Source organism: Microbacterium binotii (assembly GCF_021398715.1).
GTDB lineage: Bacteria > Actinomycetota > Actinomycetes > Actinomycetales > Microbacteriaceae > Microbacterium > Microbacterium binotii_A.
In genome coordinates this window covers 2,811,760-2,829,047 of the sequence record NZ_CP090347.1, presented here as the reverse complement: position 1 = coordinate 2,829,047, position 17,288 = coordinate 2,811,760, and the positions used below count along the sequence as shown (strand labels likewise).

Annotated in this window: 14 protein-coding genes and 1 tRNA gene; 10 read left to right on the top strand and 5 right to left on the bottom strand. The window is 69.2% G+C overall.

Annotated features, from left to right (window positions below; all coding sequences use genetic code 11):
* The 5 genes from LXM64_RS13770 to LXM64_RS13750 all read left to right on the top strand — a co-directional run bounded on the left by LXM64_RS13770 (position 1) and on the right by LXM64_RS13750 (position 4,558).
* The gene (locus LXM64_RS13770; protein ID WP_234073696.1) at positions 1 to 267 is read left to right on the top strand and encodes a DUF4190 domain-containing protein; all 267 of its coding nucleotides are present in this window, start codon (positions 1 to 3) and stop codon (positions 265 to 267) included.
* On the top strand, positions 264 to 983 hold the full coding sequence (locus LXM64_RS13765) for a response regulator transcription factor (RefSeq protein ID WP_234073695.1): 720 nt from the start codon (positions 264 to 266) through the stop codon (positions 981 to 983). Before LXM64_RS13770 ends, LXM64_RS13765 begins: the two co-directional genes overlap by 4 nt.
* Complete coding sequence (locus LXM64_RS13760; RefSeq protein ID WP_234073694.1) at positions 980 to 1,897, top strand: sensor histidine kinase; 918 nt, start codon at positions 980 to 982, stop codon at positions 1,895 to 1,897. Before LXM64_RS13765 ends, LXM64_RS13760 begins: the two co-directional genes overlap by 4 nt.
* A 121-nt stretch (positions 1,898 to 2,018) precedes the next feature.
* Positions 2,019 to 3,284 (top strand): LCP family protein, encoded by a 1,266-nt coding sequence (locus LXM64_RS13755; protein ID WP_234073693.1) that lies wholly within the window; start codon positions 2,019 to 2,021, stop codon positions 3,282 to 3,284.
* Positions 3,285 to 3,352: 68 nt separating this feature from the next.
* Entirely contained in the window at positions 3,353 to 4,558 is a 1,206-nt protein-coding gene (locus LXM64_RS13750) for an LCP family protein (RefSeq protein WP_234073692.1), read from the top strand.
* 107 nt (positions 4,559 to 4,665) lie between these two features.
* Here the strand turns inward: LXM64_RS13750 and LXM64_RS13745 are convergent, their stop codons facing one another.
* Entirely contained in the window at positions 4,666 to 5,304 is a 639-nt protein-coding gene (locus tag LXM64_RS13745) for a YoaK family protein (RefSeq protein WP_234073691.1), read from the bottom strand.
* Positions 5,305 to 5,421: 117 nt separating this feature from the next.
* Between LXM64_RS13745 and LXM64_RS13740 the strand changes: the two genes are divergently transcribed.
* A tRNA-Ser gene (locus tag LXM64_RS13740) sits at positions 5,422 to 5,513 on the top strand.
* A gap of 60 nt (positions 5,514 to 5,573) precedes the next feature.
* Positions 5,574 to 5,843 carry a hypothetical protein gene (locus LXM64_RS13735; protein WP_234073690.1) on the top strand — a complete coding sequence of 90 codons (270 nt, stop codon included), beginning with the start codon at positions 5,574 to 5,576 and terminating at the stop codon, positions 5,841 to 5,843.
* Between the two features lie 18 nt (positions 5,844 to 5,861).
* On the opposite strand, the gene LXM64_RS13730 is transcribed toward LXM64_RS13735, so the two are convergent.
* A complete protein-coding gene (locus LXM64_RS13730; protein WP_234073689.1) occupies positions 5,862 to 7,160 on the bottom strand; it encodes an MFS transporter in 1,299 nt (432 codons plus the stop codon).
* 64 nt (positions 7,161 to 7,224) lie between these two features.
* Between LXM64_RS13730 and LXM64_RS13725 the strand changes: the two genes are divergently transcribed.
* The 3 genes from LXM64_RS13725 (at position 7,225) to LXM64_RS13715 (ending at position 14,080) form a co-directional block, all read left to right on the top strand.
* On the top strand, positions 7,225 to 7,812 hold the full coding sequence (locus LXM64_RS13725) for a CGNR zinc finger domain-containing protein (protein ID WP_234073688.1): 588 nt from the start codon (positions 7,225 to 7,227) through the stop codon (positions 7,810 to 7,812).
* Between the two features lie 273 nt (positions 7,813 to 8,085).
* Complete coding sequence (locus LXM64_RS13720) at positions 8,086 to 9,387, top strand: ABC transporter substrate-binding protein (protein ID WP_234073687.1); 1,302 nt, start codon at positions 8,086 to 8,088, stop codon at positions 9,385 to 9,387.
* Positions 9,388 to 9,526: 139 nt separating this feature from the next.
* Positions 9,527 to 14,080: a discoidin domain-containing protein gene (locus tag LXM64_RS13715; protein ID WP_234073686.1), complete on the top strand. Its 4,554-nt coding sequence runs from the start codon at positions 9,527 to 9,529 to the stop codon at positions 14,078 to 14,080.
* Between the two features lie 220 nt (positions 14,081 to 14,300).
* Here LXM64_RS13715 and LXM64_RS13710 read toward each other — a convergent pair whose 3' ends face one another.
* From LXM64_RS13710 to LXM64_RS13700, 3 genes are read right to left on the bottom strand one after another with little or no spacing between them, the layout of a single operon-like run.
* Positions 14,301 to 15,389 (bottom strand): glycosidase, encoded by a 1,089-nt coding sequence (locus LXM64_RS13710; RefSeq protein WP_234073685.1) that lies wholly within the window; start codon positions 15,387 to 15,389, stop codon positions 14,301 to 14,303.
* Between the two features lie 49 nt (positions 15,390 to 15,438).
* Positions 15,439 to 16,329 carry a carbohydrate ABC transporter permease gene (locus LXM64_RS13705; protein ID WP_234073684.1) on the bottom strand — a complete coding sequence of 297 codons (891 nt, stop codon included), beginning with the start codon at positions 16,327 to 16,329 and terminating at the stop codon, positions 15,439 to 15,441.
* Positions 16,329 to 17,255: a sugar ABC transporter permease gene (locus tag LXM64_RS13700; protein WP_326490532.1), complete on the bottom strand. Its 927-nt coding sequence runs from the start codon at positions 17,253 to 17,255 to the stop codon at positions 16,329 to 16,331. The genes LXM64_RS13705 and LXM64_RS13700 overlap by 1 nt, the downstream gene beginning before the upstream one ends.
* Positions 17,256 to 17,288: the final 33 nt, after the last annotated feature.

Here is a 17,288-nt window from a genome sequence, read left to right as displayed (position 1 = left end):
ATGTCCCAGCCCCCGCAGCAGTACGTCTACGTCACCCGTCCCACCGGTGGGCTCGCGATCACGTCGTTCGTGCTCGCGCTGCTCGGGTTCAACCTGCTCGCGGTGATCTTCGGGCACGTCGCGCTGGCCCGCATCCGCCGCAGCAACGCGGGCGGTGCCGGCTTCGCGATCGCGGGGCTGGTGATCGGCTACCTCACGATCGCCTTGATCGCCGTCCTCATCCTCGCGGCGTTCGGCATCGGCATCTGGGCGGTGAACGCCTCATGAGCGACGAGGCACGCACCCGCGTGCTGCTCGTGGACGACGAGGAGGCCATCACCTCCACCCTCGCTCCCTTCCTCGAACGCAGCGGATTCGACGTGCGGGTGGAAGCCGACGGACAGAGCGCCCTCGACGCGCACGCCGCCTTCGCGCCGCACATCGTCGTCTCCGACGTGCTCATGCCCCGCATGGACGGGCGCGAACTCGTGCGGAGCCTTCGCCGGGCGGATGCGTGGACGCCGGTCATCATGCTGACGAAGGTGGATGCGTCGTTCGAGCGCACGGCGGCGTTGGAAGAGGGTGCCGACGACTATCTCGGAAAGCCCTTCGACCCGCCGGAGCTCGTGGCCCGCATCCGTGCCGTCCTGCGCCGCACGGCAGGGGGCGGCAAGCCCCTGACGGCGTCGTCGCAACTGGTCAGCGCGGGGCTCCGGTTGGACCGCGTGGCCCGTCGGGTGCAGCGAGACGGGCAGACGCTCGAGCTGACGCCGAAGGCGCTCACGCTGCTGGAGTACCTGATGTCGCATCCGGACGAGGTGCACACGAGGGAGCACCTGCTCGAGACCCTTTGGGGATTCGAGTTCGCCGTCACCACACGCGCCGTCGACCACCGCATCGCGGAACTGCGTCGCGCGCTGGGCGATGACGCCCAGCAGCCGCGCTGGATCGAGACGCTGCCGGGCGCGGGCTACCTCTTCTGCGCACCGGTGAGTGCGTCATGAAACCCGTGCCGCTGGTGCTCGTCGCCGCTCCGCTGGCCGTCGCCGTGCTCATCGCCGTCGTGCTCGCACTCGCGGGCGGCAACGGATCGATCGTGCTGCGGATGCCGCTGGCCACGGTGATCGTCGCGGCGGGCGTGCTCGTGTCGATCGTGTTGGCGCTCCTGCTGATCGTCCGGCCGGTGCGCGTGCGCCGACGCTCGGCGGCCCTCGCCGCCGCACGCGCCGAGGGCGCGGTGGCCGAACGCGATGCGCACCGGCGGTTCCTGCGCCGGCTCGACCACGAACTCAAGAACCCGGTCACCGCCATCCGTTCGGCGCTCGCCGCGGGTGAGCAGACGCCGCCGGAGAACCTGGTGATCGCCTCGGCGCAGGCCGCGCGACTCGGCGGTGTGGTCACGCAGCTGCGAGCCCTGTCCTCGCTGGAGACCCGACCGATCGAGGCTTCCCGCGTCGACCTGACGGTCATCGTGGAGGAAGAGGCGGCGGCGCTGCGCGACGAACTCGCCGCCCGCGGCACACGTCGCAGTGTCGAGACCGTGCTGCCCACCGTTCCCTGGCCTCTGCCGACCGTGACCGGAGACCCCGACCTGCTCGCGGTCGCCGTGCGCAACCTGCTGCTGAACGCCGCGAAGTACTCCGCCGAGGGCGCCCGCATCGAGGTGCGCGGCACGGAGGAGCCGGACGCCGTCGTCATCGAGGTCGCCGACACCGGGTGGGGGATCCGTGCCGAGGATCTCCCGTTCGTGTGGGAGGAGCTCTGGCGGGCACAGGATGCGCGGGGCGTCGACGGAACGGGCCTCGGCCTCTCCCTCGTGCGCGTGGTCGCGCATCGTCACGGTGGCGAGGTGTCGCTGCGGTCGCAACTCGGGCGCGGAACGAGCGTGCGCCTCACGCTGCCGCAGTCGCCGCGTTGAGGCGGCTCAGGCGATCCGCACGTCGTTCTCAGGTCTCGACTCGTAGGATGGGCGACGATCTACGGGGGTTCGGCGCGAGATCTCGCGGCGCCCCCACGTCGTGTGTTACGAGAGGACCCGCGTGAGCCCGACCCGAAGCGGGCGTCGCCAGACGGTGGCGCGCCACGGCCGACTGCGCTCGCCGCATCCCGTCGCACAGTTCTTCAAGCTCGTCGCCGTGTCGCTCGCCGTGGTGCTCGTCGCCGGCATCGGCGTGGTCGGCTACAACGTCTGGAGCCTGACGACCAACCTCACGCAGGACGCGGTCGCGCTCGAGGGACAGAGCGCCGTGCCGCCGGACATCGGGGCGATCGAGGGTGGCGTGAACCTGTTCCTCGCCGGCACCGACGCCTGCGAGCCGGAGTACGCCGAGCTCTTCGGCGACCGGTGCTCCGGCGCCGATGCCGACGGCGACCTCAACGACGTCAACCTGCTGCTGCACATCTCCGACAACCCGCGTCGGGTGACGGTGATCTCGTTCCCGCGCGACCTCATGATCCCGATTCCCTCCTGCACGCGGGAGGACGGCTCGACGACGTCGGCAATGAGCAAGCAGCAGCTGAACTCGACCTTCTCATATGGAGGCCTCAGCTGCGCGGTGAAAACGATCTCCGAGCTGACCGGTCAGAACATTCCGTTCGCCGCATCCGTCACCTTCGGCGGCGTCATCCAGATCACCGACGCCATCGGTGGCGTCGACGTCTGCATCGCCAACGGCATCCGCGACCCGTACACGGGCATCGACTGGCCCGCCGGCACGCGCAACGTGCAGGGCTGGGACGCTTTGCAGTTCCTCCGGACGCGGCACGGCGTCGGGAACGGTGGCGACCTCGGTCGCATCTCCAACCAGCAGCAGTACATGTCGCGTCTCGCGCGCAAGCTCGTCGGCGAGGGTGTGCTCAGCGATCCCGCCACGCTCTACAAGCTCGCTACCGTCGGCGTCGAGAACGTCACGCCGAGCCAGAGCCTCACGAATCCGATGACGCTCGTGCAGATCGCGCTCGCCGTCAAGGAAGTGCCGTTCAACGAGATCGTCTTCGTTCAGTACCCGACGCTCACCGACCCGGCCGACCCGAACCGCGTGGTGCCGAACAAGAACGCCGCCGAAACCTTGTTCGCCGCCCTCGAGGCCAACCAGCAGCTCGTGTTGACAGGCTCGACGAGCCAGGGCGAGGGTACGATCGTCGCCGATCCGACCGAGGCTCCCACCGACCCGACCACCCCCGCGCCGACCCAGTCCGCCGACGTGGCGCAGCCCACGACCCCGACCGACAGCGTCGAGCTGCCGTCCTCCATCGCCGGGCAGACCGCCGCTGAGGAGACGTGCTCGAACGGAAACCTGCGCTGATGCCACGGCGGCGTCCTCGCGGCCTCCCGGTCGCCCGGCACGGACGGCTGCGGTCTCCGCATCCTCTCGTGCAGGCGTTGTCGATCGCGGCCGTTGCCGTGGTCGTCGGCATCGCCTCGGCCGCGGGCGTCGTCGGCTTCCACCTCTGGGATGCCGCAGCCACCATCCAGGACAACGCCGTCGACATCGGTAATGACGGCGACCCCGCTCTGCCTCCCGGCCTCGGCGAGATCGAAGGTGGGGTGAACCTCCTGCTCGTGGGCACCGACTCATGCGAGGGGCAGGATCTCGCCCTGTTCCCGCGGTGCGGCATCGACGATGACGGTGGCGAGCGCAACGACGTGACGATGCTTGTCCACATCAGCGATGCGCCGCGCCGAGTGACGGTCGTGTCCATCCCGCGCGACACCTTCGTGCCGATCGCCGAGTGCCAGGACTCCGACGGCAACACGGTGGGCGGCGGCACGGAGAAGATCAACGCGTCCTACATGTACGGCGGCCTGCCGTGCACCGTGCGCACCGTCGAGGAACTCACCGGCGAAGACATCCAGTTCGCGGCCGCCATCCGCTGGACCGGCGTGATCAACCTTTCCGACGCCGTCGGCGGCGTCGACGTCTGCGTGCAGGGCGACATCTCCGACCGGCACACCGGCCTCGTGCTCACCGCCGGAACGCACACGCTGCAGGGGGTTCAGGCGCTGCAGTTCCTGCGTATCCGTCACGGCATCGGCGACGGTTCGGACCTCGGCCGGATCTCGAACCAGCAGCAGTTCATGTCGTCGCTCGTGCGCAAGCTGCAGGGCGACGCCGTCTTCGGGGATGCGGGCAAGCTGCTGAACTTCGCGAACGTCGCCATGACGCAGGTGCGCGAGAAGCAGCTCGTGCTCGACAAGCAGCTCGCCAACCCGACGCGCATGGCACAGATCGCGATGGCCCTGAAGGATGTCCCGTTCGAGGACATCGTCTTCGTCCAGTACCCGGCGGCCTACTCGGGCGACGGTCTCGTTCCGATCTCGGGTGCGGCGGACGAGCTCTTCGCCGCACTCCGCGAGAACCGCCCGCTTCAGCTCACGGGTGAGGCCAGTGGCGGCTTCGGCGTCGAGGTCACGGGCGAGGTGCCCGACACCGCTACTCCGGATCCCGCCGCGACTCCTCCCGCCCCTGCGGCGACGGAGGGCGGCGAGGCGCTCCCGTCAGACACGGCGGTCGAGCTGCCGTCGTCGATCTCGGGCCAGAACGCGAGCCAGGTGACCTGCACCGTTCCGCAGAAGTAGCGCTCAGAGGCCGGCGCGGTGGATGGCGTCCTGCACCTCGGCCATGCCCGACGCATCCACCGGTTCTGCCGGTCGCCATTCGATCATGAGCTGATGGTCCTCCTCAGTCACCTGACGTCCGCCGACGGGACTCGTCGCCGCAGGACGAGGGTGGCCGCCGTGGCGGTGGCGGCGACCGCGGGAAGCCAGAGCGCGGCGGGGCCCACGAGGCGTGCCGCGGCAGCGCCTCCGATCGCACCGGCCGCGATCGCGACCCACAGTGCGAGGTGCCGCATCCATGCGCGCCGGTCGCCGCCGCGGAAGGCGGCGACGATGTTCTCGGCGAGCTTCATGAGCTGCCCTGTCATATACGTGATGCCGAAGGGGGCGGCGCCGTCGCGGGAGTGCACGGCGTTCGTGGCGCCCATCGCGGCCGCGAGGACCGGCCCCGCCGCCGGCACGTGACCGATCCCGGCCAGAACCGCGGCGACGAGCAGCGTGAGTGCGACGAGGGTCATGACGCCGCGTGACCGTGCGCGGATCGACACGGCGGTGCCCGTGACCCCGCCGGCGACGAAGGCCGCGACGAGCAGTCCCGCGTATCCTGCGGCGCCCCACGCACCGCCCGTCAGTTCCGCCGAGGCCTGTGTCGTGTTGCCGCTCATGAACGACACGAAGAAACCGCCGAGCATCACGAACGCGAAGCCGTCGACGAAACCGGCCAGCAGCGCGAGCGCCGCCGAACTGACGAGGTGTTTCGGGTCCACCGCATGCCCTTCCGGATGCGGTGCCCACCGCATCCGCTATCGAGTATCCGGGACCTGTTCGGTGGGGGCGAACCGACCGGTTATGATGGACGGGTGTGTTCGGCGCAAGCCGCCACTGGAGACGTCGCATAGTCAGGCCTAGTGCACCACCCTGCTAAGGTGGAGTCCCCGTAAGGGGACCGAGGGTTCAAATCCCTCCGTCTCCGCCATGAGCCCCGGTCAGCCGGGGCTTTTGTGTTCTATCAGCACACGCCCCGCATAATGGGGACGTGTCCTACACCGTCGAACGTCTCCGCAACCCGAGCGCCTGGGCTGGATTCTGGTTCGGTCTCGCCGGGCTCGTGCTCATGCCCATCCCGCTGTTCATTGGGCTCATCCTCGGCGGCGGGCTCTCCATCGTCGCCGCCGTGTTCACGGTGATCGGCCTGTTGAAGGGGCTCGCGCGCAGCGGGCAGGGCATCGCGCCCGTCGTGTTCGCGATCATCTTCATCCTTCTCACCTGGGGCGGCATCTCCGTCGGCGGCGGCACCATCTGGTGACGAACGGGCCGCGGCAGGTCACGGCGATGCGGCGGACGCTTTCGCCTCGGTGACGTCTCGCGCGAGCGAACGAGGATCCCGGATGCGGCGAAGCGGTGACGCGCCCACCCAGATCACCGTCAACATCACCCCCGCGCAGCCGATCACCATCCCCCACCGGGTGCCGATGGTCTCGCCCACCGCACCACCGACGGCCGCACCGATCGCCACGACGCCGTACGAGATCCACCGCATCGTGGCGTTGACGCGGCCCAGCAGGTGGTCCGGCGTGCGCAGCTGACGCAGCGTCACCGCCACGACGCTCGACAGCGACGTGCCCGCGCCGTTGACGGCGAACACGACGACCAGCGCCGCGACGAGGGTGGTCCCGCCCCACGCGCCGGGGAGGAACGGTAGCGCAGCGAGCACGGCGCTCTCCGCGGCAGCGCATGCCACCAGCACGGGGCCGGCTCCGAATCGCGCCACGCTCGCCGGTGCGGATGCGGCACCGATCACGGCCCCGATCGCGCCGAGTCCGAACACCAGGCCGAGGTGGCCGGCCTCGAGCCCGAGCTCGCGCACCGCGTGCACGGTGAAGAGCACCATGATCCACTGCGCGAAGAGGTTGTAGATCGCCGAGAAGCCGAGCAAGGCGACGAGGTAGCCGTCGCGGCGGACGAACGCGAGTCCCACGCGCAGGTCGGTCATCGCGCTGCGCCCGGACGAGGCGGGGATCACCTCGGGCGTGCGGATGCGGAGAAGAGCGGCGGCGGAGACGACGTACGCAACGGCGTGCACCGCGAGCGCCCACGCGGCCGAGAGAGCTTGGATCAGCAGGCCCGCCAGCCCGGGTCCGCCGATCTCGGTTGCGGCGACCGTCGCCTGGAGCCGGCCGTTCGCCCGCTCGAGCTGGTCGCGCCCGGCGACCGTCGGCAGGAACGACTGATAGGCCACCTCGAAGGCGACGGTGAAGGCGCCGAGCACCCCGACGAGCACGACGAGGAGGGGCAGAGTCAGCACTTGCGAGAGCGCGAGCGCGATGATCACCGCGGTCACCGCCGCGCGGGCGAGGTCTGAGGAGATCAGGATGCGACGTCGCCGGGAGCGATCCACGAGCACCCCGAGCGGCAGCGCGAGCAGCAGGAAGGGCACCCACCGCGCCGCTCCGAGAAGCCCCGCTTCGCCGGCAGAGGCGTGGAGCACCAGCACCGCCAGCATCGGAACCGCCAGCTCGCTGATCTGCGCGCCGACCGATGAGGCGCCCTGCGCCAGCCAGAACCGACCGAAGTCGCGGCCGAGACCCGAACGACACGGCCTAATGGATAAGCGGCTGAACATGCATTAGACCCTGGCATGAACCCGACTAACGGCACAACCTGGAATCGCGCATTAAGCTCGGACCATGAGCGAGTCGCGGGAGAGGTCACCGTTTCCCGCGGTGGGCGGTCACCCGGGCTTCGATCTCGTCGACACGGTTCACTGGCGGCTCGACTCGAGCCGGGCGATCGACACCCTCGCCGACTTCGACGACGTCGTGGCGTGGTGTGCGCAGATGGGGGTCGTGGATGATGGCGCTCTCGCTGCCGCGACTGCGGCGGATCCGGATGCGGCGGCACGCGAGTTCCGAGCGGTCGTCGCGCTGCGCGAGGCGATCTACCAGGCGGTCTTCACCTCATCCGAGTCTGCGGCGCACCTCATCGCCGAGGAGTACGTCGCCGCTCGTGGCCGCTCGACGCTCCAGCACGACGCGGGATCTGCGTCCTGGCGGTGGCGGGTGCCGCCAGATGTCACGGCGCCTCGTGCGGCGATCGCCGTCCTCGCCCATGACCTGATCACATCGGACCTGCGCGCCGCCCGTCAGTGCGCCGACGACGCATGCGGCTGGGTCTATCTGGACACCTCGCCGCGACACAACCGGATCTGGTGCACGGCTGCGGGATGCGGCAACCGCAACCGCGTCGCGCGCCACCAGGCCCGCAAGGGTGCCTGAGTCATCCTGCGCGTTCGCCGCTGGCAGTGCCGCGCATCGTAGAGATATACCGATTTAGTAACGCGTCTTTCGCAACAGCTTTGAGTATTGACGCGGTGCATCAGAACCGGTTTACTAAGGCTGCAACCACTCGACGAGACGACTGAGAGCGCCACCCGCGGGCGTGGATCAGTGCGACCGCGCGCGACCCGTGCGTGTGGACGTTCTCCGAAGGTCCGAATCACAGAAACGCAATGGCTGGCGTGGGCAGTATTGCGAGAAGGAGTCCGCGCAATGAAGCGTTCCATCAGCGCTGCTGTCGCCCTCGTCGCCGTTGCCGTTCCGCTGGCAGCGTGCAGCTCGGGGGGTGGCGACGCAGCGAGCACAGAACTCACCTCCGGTCCGATCACGATCTGGTACTCGACGAACGAGCAGGAGATCGCCTGGGGCAAGGCCGTCGTCGAGGCGTGGAACGCCGACCACCCGGACGAGCAGGTGACGGCGGAGGCCATCCCGGCCGGCAAGTCGTCGGAGGATGCGATCTCGGCGGCGATCACCGCGGGCAACACCGCCTGCCTCGTCTACAACACCGCACCTGCTGCGGTGCCCTCGTTCCAGAAGCAGGGCGGCCTGGTCAACATCTCGAAGACGTTCGACGACGGCGAGTCCTTCATCACCGAGCGTTCGGGCGACGCGGCTGACGGCTTCCGTTCGCCCGACGGCGACCTGTACCAGGTGCCGTGGAAGGCCAACCCCTTCATGCTCTACTACAACAAGACCGCCTTCGCCGAGGCGGGGCTCGACGCCGAAGCGCCGAAGCTGTCGACTTACGACGACGTGCTCGCGGCCGCGAAGGCCATCAAGGATGCGGGCGCCGCCGACTACGCGCTGTACCCGCCGGCATCCGGCGATTACACGAACGCGCTGTTCGACTTCTACCCGTTCTACCTGGCCAACTCCGACGGCACGCAGCTGGTGGCCGACGGTGCGGCGACCTTCACGAGCGAGGCGGGCATGCAGACGCTCGAGTTCTGGAAGACGCTCTACGCCGACGGCTACTCGTCGGCGGAGGCGTACAGCGGCGACGCATGGGCGGGACCCTTCGCCGACGGCGTCGCCGCGATGGGCATCGCCGGCCCGTGGGGCGCCGCGCAGTTCGACGGCAAGGTCGAGTACGGCGTGGTTCCGCTGCCGACCGCCGACGGCAAGACGCTCGAGGAGACCTACACCTTCGGCGACTCGAAGAACGTCGGTCTGTACACCTCGTGCCAGAACAAGCAGACCGCGTGGGACTTCGCCAAGTTCTCGATGGATGCCGACAACGACCTCGCTCTGCTCGAGACCACCGGTCAGTTCCCGATCCGCACCGACCTCACCGAGGTGGCGGGCGACTACCTCGCCGCGAACCCGCTGCTGGCGACCTTCGCCCAGGCGGTCCCGCTGACGGTCGACGTGCCGAACATCGCCAACGCGACGGAGATCTGGCAGACCTTCCGCGACACCTGGGGCGCCGCCGTGCAGTCCGGTCAGGGCGATCTCGCCGAGCAGATGAAGAGCGCCGCCGACAAGATCGACTCGCTCGCAGCCCAGGGCTGATCAACCGGGGCCGGGGAGCGTGATGCTCCCCGGCCCTCCTCTTCTCGTCCGCGTCGACGTACGGCGCGCCGGGCTCCCACGCCCGCATCCTCTTCGCGCACGCGTGCGCGCATCTCTCAACCGGCCGAAGGAGACCGTCATGAGAAGAATCAGGGCCTCGCTGGCTCTCGTCGTCGCCCTGGTGCTCGCCTTCACGGGGCTCGCCACCGTGCCCGCGACGGCAGCCACCCCTGATGACGACGTCAACACGATCGTGACGCGTCTGCAGGAGTACTACCTGGCGCAGGGCGATGAGATCATCATCGCCAACGGCATCTACCTGGCGCGGGTGTCCGAAGCGCAGGAGTACGCCGCCTCCCAGAACCCCGACGGCTCCTGGTCCGACGTGAACTACGCCGACCGGACGAGCTCGGCGAACGGGGCGACCTGGTCCGCCTACATCGCGCTGTACCGGATGCTCGCGATGGCCTACGCGTACCGCGACGCCGACGCGAAGGGCTTCGAGGCTCCCGCCCTGGTCACCGCGGTCGACCGCGCCCTGACGCATTGGGACGCGGTCGATCCCGGCAACCAGAACTGGTGGGAGACCGAGATCGGCGAGTCCATGGCCATGGGGCGCATCTCGATCTTCCTCGGCGGAGTCCTCAGCGACGAGGCGTTCGCCGCCAGCCTGAAGCACAACACCGGGAAGCTCGACCCGGTCGGTGCGAACGGCGCGTGGCGCACGACGAACTACCTGTTCGAGGCGGTCGCCTCGCGCAACTTCGAGGACATCGCCTCCGGCTTCGACACGATGGCCGCGACGGTCGCCGTCGACGATTCCGGGAACGTCAATGAGGCCGTGCAGCCCGACGCCAGCTTCTGGGCCCATGAGGCGCAGCTCTACAGCGAGGGCTACGGCATGGCGCTGTTCACCAACGTCGCGCTGTGGGCGGATGCGGCGCGGGGCACGAGCCTCGGTTTCACCCGCGCGCAGCTCGACGACATCGCTTTCTACATCATCAACGGCACGCGCTGGATGATCCGCGGCGAGGTGGGCATGCTCTACCTGGGGTACCGGCCGCCCAAGACGATCGACGGCGTCACGAGCTACGCGTCGGAGTTCCTCGAGCCGCTCGATGAGATGGCGCGCACCGATGCCCTCTACGCGACGCAGTACCGCGCACTCGCCGACAACATCCGCGGCAAGACCCCCGGCAACGGCGTCACGGGCGACAAGTACTTCTGGCGGTCGGAGTTCTCCTCCCACGTCCGCGACGAGTACGCGATCTTCACGCGTCTGAACTCGAGCCGCACGATCGGAGCGGAGTATCGCTCCACGTTCCGTCCCGAGGTCGGCAACGAGGTCTTCTGGAACTCGGCTTCGGCCACCGCCATCCAGGTGAACAACCGCGAGTACCTCGACCTCGGTCCCGCGTTCGACTGGTTCCACTACCCGGGTGTCACGGCTCCCTACGCGAAGGAGCAGACGCGAGGAACGAACGGCCGCGTCGGCAACGGCGGCAGCTTCACGGGCGGCGTCTCGGACGGGCACTACGGCGCGAACGTCTACACGCTCGACCGCGCGAAGACGAAGGGGCTGAAGAGCACCTTCCTCTTCGACGACGAGATGGTGGCACTGGGAACGGGCATCGGTTCGACGGCGGATGCGGCTGTGCACAGCGTCGTCAACCAGGCCGCTGCCAAGGACAACGCGATGGTGGACGGCAAGCCCGTCGCCGACGGCGCGGACGGCGTGGTCGTGGACGACCCGGCATGGGCCTACAACGACGAGGTCGGATACGTCTTCCCGTCCGATGCGCCGGTCACCGTCTCCAACAAGGCGCAGACCGGCAGCTGGGTCGGCGAGGATGCGGTGAGCCGCGACGCCTTCACCCTGTACTTCGACCACGGCACGAAGCCGACGGACGCGGGCTACGAGTACATCGTGCTGCCCGCCGCATCCCCGGCTGAGGTCGAGCGCTACGCCGCCGCTCCGGCGGTACGCATCCTGCAGAACGACGCGAGCGTGCAGGCCGTGCAGCATGCGGGTCTTCAGCGCACGATGGCGACGTTCTTCCAGGCCGGCGCCCTCGATCTCGGCGACGGACGCACGCTCGAGGTCACTCAGCCCGCGATCGTCATCCTCGACGAGTCGGGTGCGGAGCCCGTCGTCAGCATCGCGAACCCCGACAAGCCGGGGCTCGTCGTGGCCGTCACCCTTCGGGCGCCGGACGCGGTGCACGCCGCGACCTTCGCTCTGGGGTCGGGACCGAACCTGGGCAAGACCGTCACGGCGTCCTTGACGCCGACCGACGGCGCCCAGACGTCGGCCTACACGGCGAGCAGCTCCGCCGAGGGGCGCGGTGCCGCGCTCGCCGGCGACGGCGATGCCGCCACCTCCTGGGCCTCCGCCGACGGCGAGGTGCAGTGGGTGGCCAAGGATCTGGGCGCCGGCGCCTTCGTGACGGGACTGACCCTCGAGTGGGGTGCCGAGGCAGCCACGCGCTACCTCGTGCAGACCTCGCAGGACGGTGCCAACTGGAGCGATCTGCGCTTCGTGCAGAACGCGGAAGGAGGCACCGAGACGCTCGAGTTCCCGCCCACCGCGGCGACCTACCTGCGGGTGCTGTTGCTCGAGAGTGCCGGAGGGAGCGGCTACTCGATCGCCGAGATGTCGGTGCAGGCCAGTCGTAACCTGGCACTCGGTCGATCGGTGACGGCGTCGGGCGGGTCCGCGGCCGGCAGCATCACCGACGGCAACATGGCCAGCCGCTGGAGCGCCAACCTCTCCGACACGGCGTGGACCCAGGTGGACCTCGGCTCGGTGCAGCCGATCGGCACCGTCCGGCTCTGGTGGGAGGCCTCGTATGCGAAGCAGTACCGCATCCAGGTGTCCGACGATCAGAACAACTGGCGCGACGCCTATGTGACGCCCTCGGGCGGCAGCGACGGCGGACTCGACGTGATCGCGGTGCAGGAGAACGCTCGCTATGTGCGGATGCAGTCGATCCAGCGCAGCACGACGCAGTACGGCGTCTCGATCTGGGAGATGGAGGTGTTCGAGGGCGACGCGATCGCCTCGGCGCCCACGACGCCCGTCGGGCGGGAGAACCTCGCGCTCGGCCGGCCCACGACCGCGGAGTCGTCGTACAACGCCACGCTCGAGCCGCGCTTCGCCACCGACGGGATCGGGACGACCCGCTGGGCGTCGCGCCGCGAGGACGCGCCGTACAAGACGGAGCGCTGGCTGCAGGTCGACCTGGAGGCACCGAGGACCGTCAACCAGGCGGTGCTGACGTGGGAGTCGGCGACCTCGAACGACTTCCGGCTGGAGGGCTCGCTCGACGGTCAGACCTGGCAGGAGCTGGTCCGGGTGCAGAAGACCTCGGCGGAGCTGAAGAACACGGTGGACTTCGCCGACGCCGAGGTGCGCTACGTGCGGGTCGCCGGTCTGCCGGTGACGAAGTACGGCATCTCGCTGTTCGAGTTCGAGCTGTACGGCGGCTACAACTTCTCGTGCACCTCGCCCGACGTGAGCGCGGCCCATGGTGACATCGCCACCGTGACCGCAACCATCGCCCCGCTCGACGTCGACGACGTCTTCACCGCCTACCCGGTGGAGGCGGCCGTCGCCCGCGTCGAGGGCGCGCCGCGCGTCGGTCAGGACGGCTCGGTCGCCTTCGACCTGCGGGCGGGGGAGTCGGGGTCGACGCGAGTGCTTCTCACCCACGCGAAGGGCGACGAGATCAGCTGGTGCACGGTCAACGTCGCCGTCGACACCGCCGCGCTGCAGGAGCTCGTCGACCGCGGCAACGCGCTCGACAGCAACATCTACACCGCTGACAGCTGGCGCCCGGTGCTGCCCGCGCTCGAGGCGGCCAAGGAGGCGCTGCGCACGAGCGGGATCGGGCAGTCGGTGATCGACCAGCGGGCAGAGGCCCTGCGCGCCGCGCTGGACGGCCTCGTCGAGATCGGCCAGGAGCCCGAGGTCACGGTGCCTTCCGCGCCCGCCTCGCTGACGGCGACTGCCGAAGGCTCCGCGGTCATCGCGACGTGGCTGGCGCCGGAGGACGACGGCGGGGCTGCGGTCTCGGCGTACGAGCTCACGATCGGCGACCGGGTGATCCCCGTCGGCGGCGACGTGCTGACCGGGCGTGCCGACGGGCTCGCCCCCGGTACGTACGCGGTGTCGGTGCGTGCGCAGAACGAGGCCGGGTGGTCGCCGGCGACCACGCCGGTGTCGGTGGAGGTCGTCGAGCAGTCGGATCGGACGCCGACGGTGACCGCTTCGGACGGACTGCGAGCCGGAGGCAAGGTGACGGTGACGGGCGTGGAGTTCACGCCCGGCGCGCAGTACCTCATGCAGCTGCGGTCGAGCCCGCGGGATCTCGGCACCGTCACGGCGGATGCGGCCGGAGCCTTCACGCTCACCGCGGACATCCCCGTAGACGTCCCCGGCGGTGCGCACACGATCGTCGTGATGCGCGACGGCGTCGACATCGCCTCTGTGGCCGTGCAGATCGAGGCCGCGGCCGGTGGCGGGACGGATCCGCAGAACCCGCAGAACCCGCAGAACCCGGCGGTCGGAGCGCTCCCGAGCACGGGCGCGGACCTCGCCTGGGCGCCGTGGACTGCGGCGGCGGCACTGCTCATGCTCACCCTGGGCGGTGCGCTCGTGCTCGACCGGCGCCGGCGTCGGGCGGGCGACTGAATCCAGCGGGTCGACGGATGGCCGGGTCTTCGGACCCGGCCATCCGTCGTTCGGGCCTGGCGGATGTTGCTGCGGCGCGAGCCGTCTTCGAGGTCGTCACTCCTATGAGCGGGGGCCACGCTTGCTTCCGCGATCGAAGATCCCGCCGGGAGCAGTCAGCCAAAACACGGATGCGGCGAGGCCGAAGCCCCGCCGCATCCGTGCGAACGCTCCATCGCGCTCAGCCTTCGGCACGCTCCAACTCGGCGACGCCGATCGAGGAGTCCGCCATGCCGTAGAACACGAACCAGCGTTCGCCGATCTTCTCGATCGCCGTGGGGAAGACGACATTGCCGAGCGTGCCGGAGAGCTCCTCGGCGGTCTCGGGCGCGAGCAGCGGCTCCGGCGTGCGCGCGAGCACACGGCGCGGATCGGCCGCATCCAGCAGGATCGCGCCCGCGCTGTACTTCGATCCGTGTGCAAGCTCGAATCCGCGGGGTGTCGCACCGGAGACGCCGTGGTGCAGGAGCAGCCAGCCCTCCGGAACGCGCAGCGGCGACGGACCGGCGCCGATCTTGGCCGACTCGTACGCCGCCTCGGGAGCGACGATCTGCGACGAGTTCTCGACCAGGGTGAGCGCGTTGACGTCGCGCGTCGCGGCTTCGAGATCGACGTAGCCGAGCCAGATGGACGGGCGATCGTCGGCGATGCCGGCCGGCGGCCGCGCACCCTCGCCCGGTCGCAGCCAGTCGAGGTCCCACATGGGGCGGTGAAGCAGGGCCAACGACGGGCGCCCGTCCGGTCCCGGCACCGCTTCGGGGAAGAAGACGATGTCCTTGTTGGGGAAGAGGTTCAGATCCGAGTCGAGCTCGGGTTGATAGGCGAAGCGGATGGGCCCCAGCCGCCGCCACGTGACGGTGTCCGTGGAGACGGCGATCGCGGACTTGGGCCCGAGCGGGCCGTATGCGACGTACGTCATCACGTGGATACCCAGGGGTTCGACGAAGGTGATCCGAGGGTCTTCGACACCCGCGTTCTGTCGCCCGTGCTCCCACCCCTCGTCGGGGGAGAGCACCACCCCAAGGCGTTCGACGCCGGTGGGCACGCCATCCTCGATCACCACGCGGGCGCGGGCGATGCGCGAGACGTTGCCCTCCGCGACGATGCGCGGGTAGAGGTAGAGCTCGCCGTCGGGTCCCCACGCCGTTGCGGGGTTGAGCACGCCCTCCACCTCGTGGGGGTCGTTCGTGTCGGCTTCCATGAGGTTGCCGACCCGGCGCAGTGCGTACGCGATGGTGGCGTCGGGTTCGAGTTCGTCGGTCTGGGTCATCTGCCTTGCCTTGTCGAGGGACGGGTCGAGGATGCTGGTGCCACAGCGATCAGCCCTTCACGGCCGAACCGAGGTTGGCCGAGGTGAAGTGCCGCTGGAAGACGAGGAAGAGCACCACGACAGGAACGGCGAGCACGCACGCACCGGCGAGCACCGCTCCCATCGGGTTCGCGAGGAAGGAGCCGTTCGACTGCGAGAAGTTCGCCAGGCTCACCGCCAGGGTCTGCAGGTTGGCGTCCTTCGTGACCAGGAACGGCCACAGGAACTCGTTCCAGGGGCCGATGAAGGTGACGAGCATCGCGGTCAGTACGGCGGGACGAACCAGCGGCACCGCGATCGAGCGGAGGATCCGCAGCTCACCCGCTCCGTCGATGCGCGCCGCGTCGAAGATCTCCTTCGGGATCTGCAGGAAGTACTGCCGGAAGATCAGTACGGCGACGGAGTTGATCGCGAACGGGAGGATCATGCCGAGGTAGCTGTCGGCCAGGTTGAAGTAGCGCACGACCATCACGTAGAGCGGGATCATGAGCAGCTGGAACGGGATGGCCTGTACGAGCAGCACGAGGGCGAACACCAATCCTTGGCCGCGGAACTGCAGCACCGACAGCGCATAGCCCACGAGCAGCCCGAACACGAGCGTGCACCCCACGACGCCCGCCGTCATGATCAGCGAGTTCAGCAGTGATCGGAACAGGTTGATCGACTCGTTGACCTCGACGAAGTTGTCGAGCGTCAGGTTGCCGGGCAAGGGGAGCAGCCCGAACAGGGTCGTGTCGCGCTGGCGCTGCAGTGCGCCGATCACCATGTAGTAGAAGGGCACGAGGGCCGCGAGGGCGCCCAGGCCCAGCGCGGCGAAGCGAAGCGCTGCGAGGGCGCGGGAGCCGCCGACCGAGCGGGGCTGTTCCTCTGCGCGACGGGTGCGCGGAGCGATCGAGGCCATCAGTTCTTCCTCTCGGTGAGGCGACGAGACACGAGCGACACGATCATCACGAGCAGCACGAGGATCATGCCGATCGCGGCCGCGATGTCCGGCTGCCCCTGCTGGATGCCCTTCTGGTACATCAACAGCGCGGGGGTGAGGGAGGCGCCGTTGGGTCCGCCGCCGGTGAGCAGGTAGGGCTCGGTGAAGATCTGCCCTGTCGTGATGATCGACAACAGGATGACGAGCGAGGTCACCGGCGCCACCCCGGGCAGGGTCACCGAGCGGAAGCGCTGCCATCGACCGGCGCCGTCGAGCTGAGCCGCCTCGTACTGCTCCTGGGGGACATTCTGGAGAGCTGCGAGGTACAGCAGGATGTAGAAGCCGAGGTTCTTCCAGGTCACGTAGACCGCGATCAGCGGCATGATGATCGCGGGGTTTGCGAGCCAGGTCGGGTCGGGGGCGAGCTCACCCAGCAGCGTGTTCACCACGCCGTTGCCGTTGAAGAGGAAGATCCACACGGCGATGGTCGCCACCGATGCCGTCACATAGGGGATGTAGTACGCGACGCGGAAGAAGCCCTTCCAATGCACGACGGCGTTCAGGCCGCTCGACAGGAGCAGGCCCAGCACGACGGTGAGCGGCACGTTGATCACGAGGAAGACGAGCAGGTTCAGGAACGCTTGGTGCACCTGCGGGTCGGCCAGCACCTGGGCGAAGTTGTCGAACCCGACGAACGGCTGGGGGACCTGCACGCCGGGGGCCGTGAAGAAGAAGTCGTGGAACGACATCCAGACGCCGAATCCGAAGGGCACGAGGAAGACCACGACGACGAACGCCACGTACGGCGCGCTCAGCAGCATCCCGAGGGGATTCTCGCCCAGCCACCGCTGGAGTCGGCGGCGTCGGCGCGGTGACGCGTCGCGTCGGCTGATGAGCGCAGTCACTGCTGTTCGGCCTTTCGCCCTGGTCGCGACATG

Coding starts and splice junctions, on each gene's coding strand:
- LXM64_RS13725 (WP_234073688.1), top strand. CDS start 7,225: ATGAGCGAGTCGCGGGAGAGGTCACCGTTTCCCGCGGTGGGCGGTCAC.
- LXM64_RS13710 (WP_234073685.1), bottom strand. CDS start 15,389: ATGACCCAGACCGACGAACTCGAACCCGACGCCACCATCGCGTACGCA.
- LXM64_RS13765 (WP_234073695.1), top strand. CDS start 264: ATGAGCGACGAGGCACGCACCCGCGTGCTGCTCGTGGACGACGAGGAG.
- LXM64_RS13715 (WP_234073686.1), top strand. CDS start 9,527: ATGAGAAGAATCAGGGCCTCGCTGGCTCTCGTCGTCGCCCTGGTGCTC.
- LXM64_RS13760 (WP_234073694.1), top strand. CDS start 980: ATGAAACCCGTGCCGCTGGTGCTCGTCGCCGCTCCGCTGGCCGTCGCC.
- LXM64_RS13720 (WP_234073687.1), top strand. CDS start 8,086: ATGAAGCGTTCCATCAGCGCTGCTGTCGCCCTCGTCGCCGTTGCCGTT.
- LXM64_RS13770 (WP_234073696.1), top strand. CDS start 1: ATGTCCCAGCCCCCGCAGCAGTACGTCTACGTCACCCGTCCCACCGGT.
- LXM64_RS13705 (WP_234073684.1), bottom strand. CDS start 16,329: ATGGCCTCGATCGCTCCGCGCACCCGTCGCGCAGAGGAACAGCCCCGC.
- LXM64_RS13730 (WP_234073689.1), bottom strand. CDS start 7,160: ATGTTCAGCCGCTTATCCATTAGGCCGTGTCGTTCGGGTCTCGGCCGC.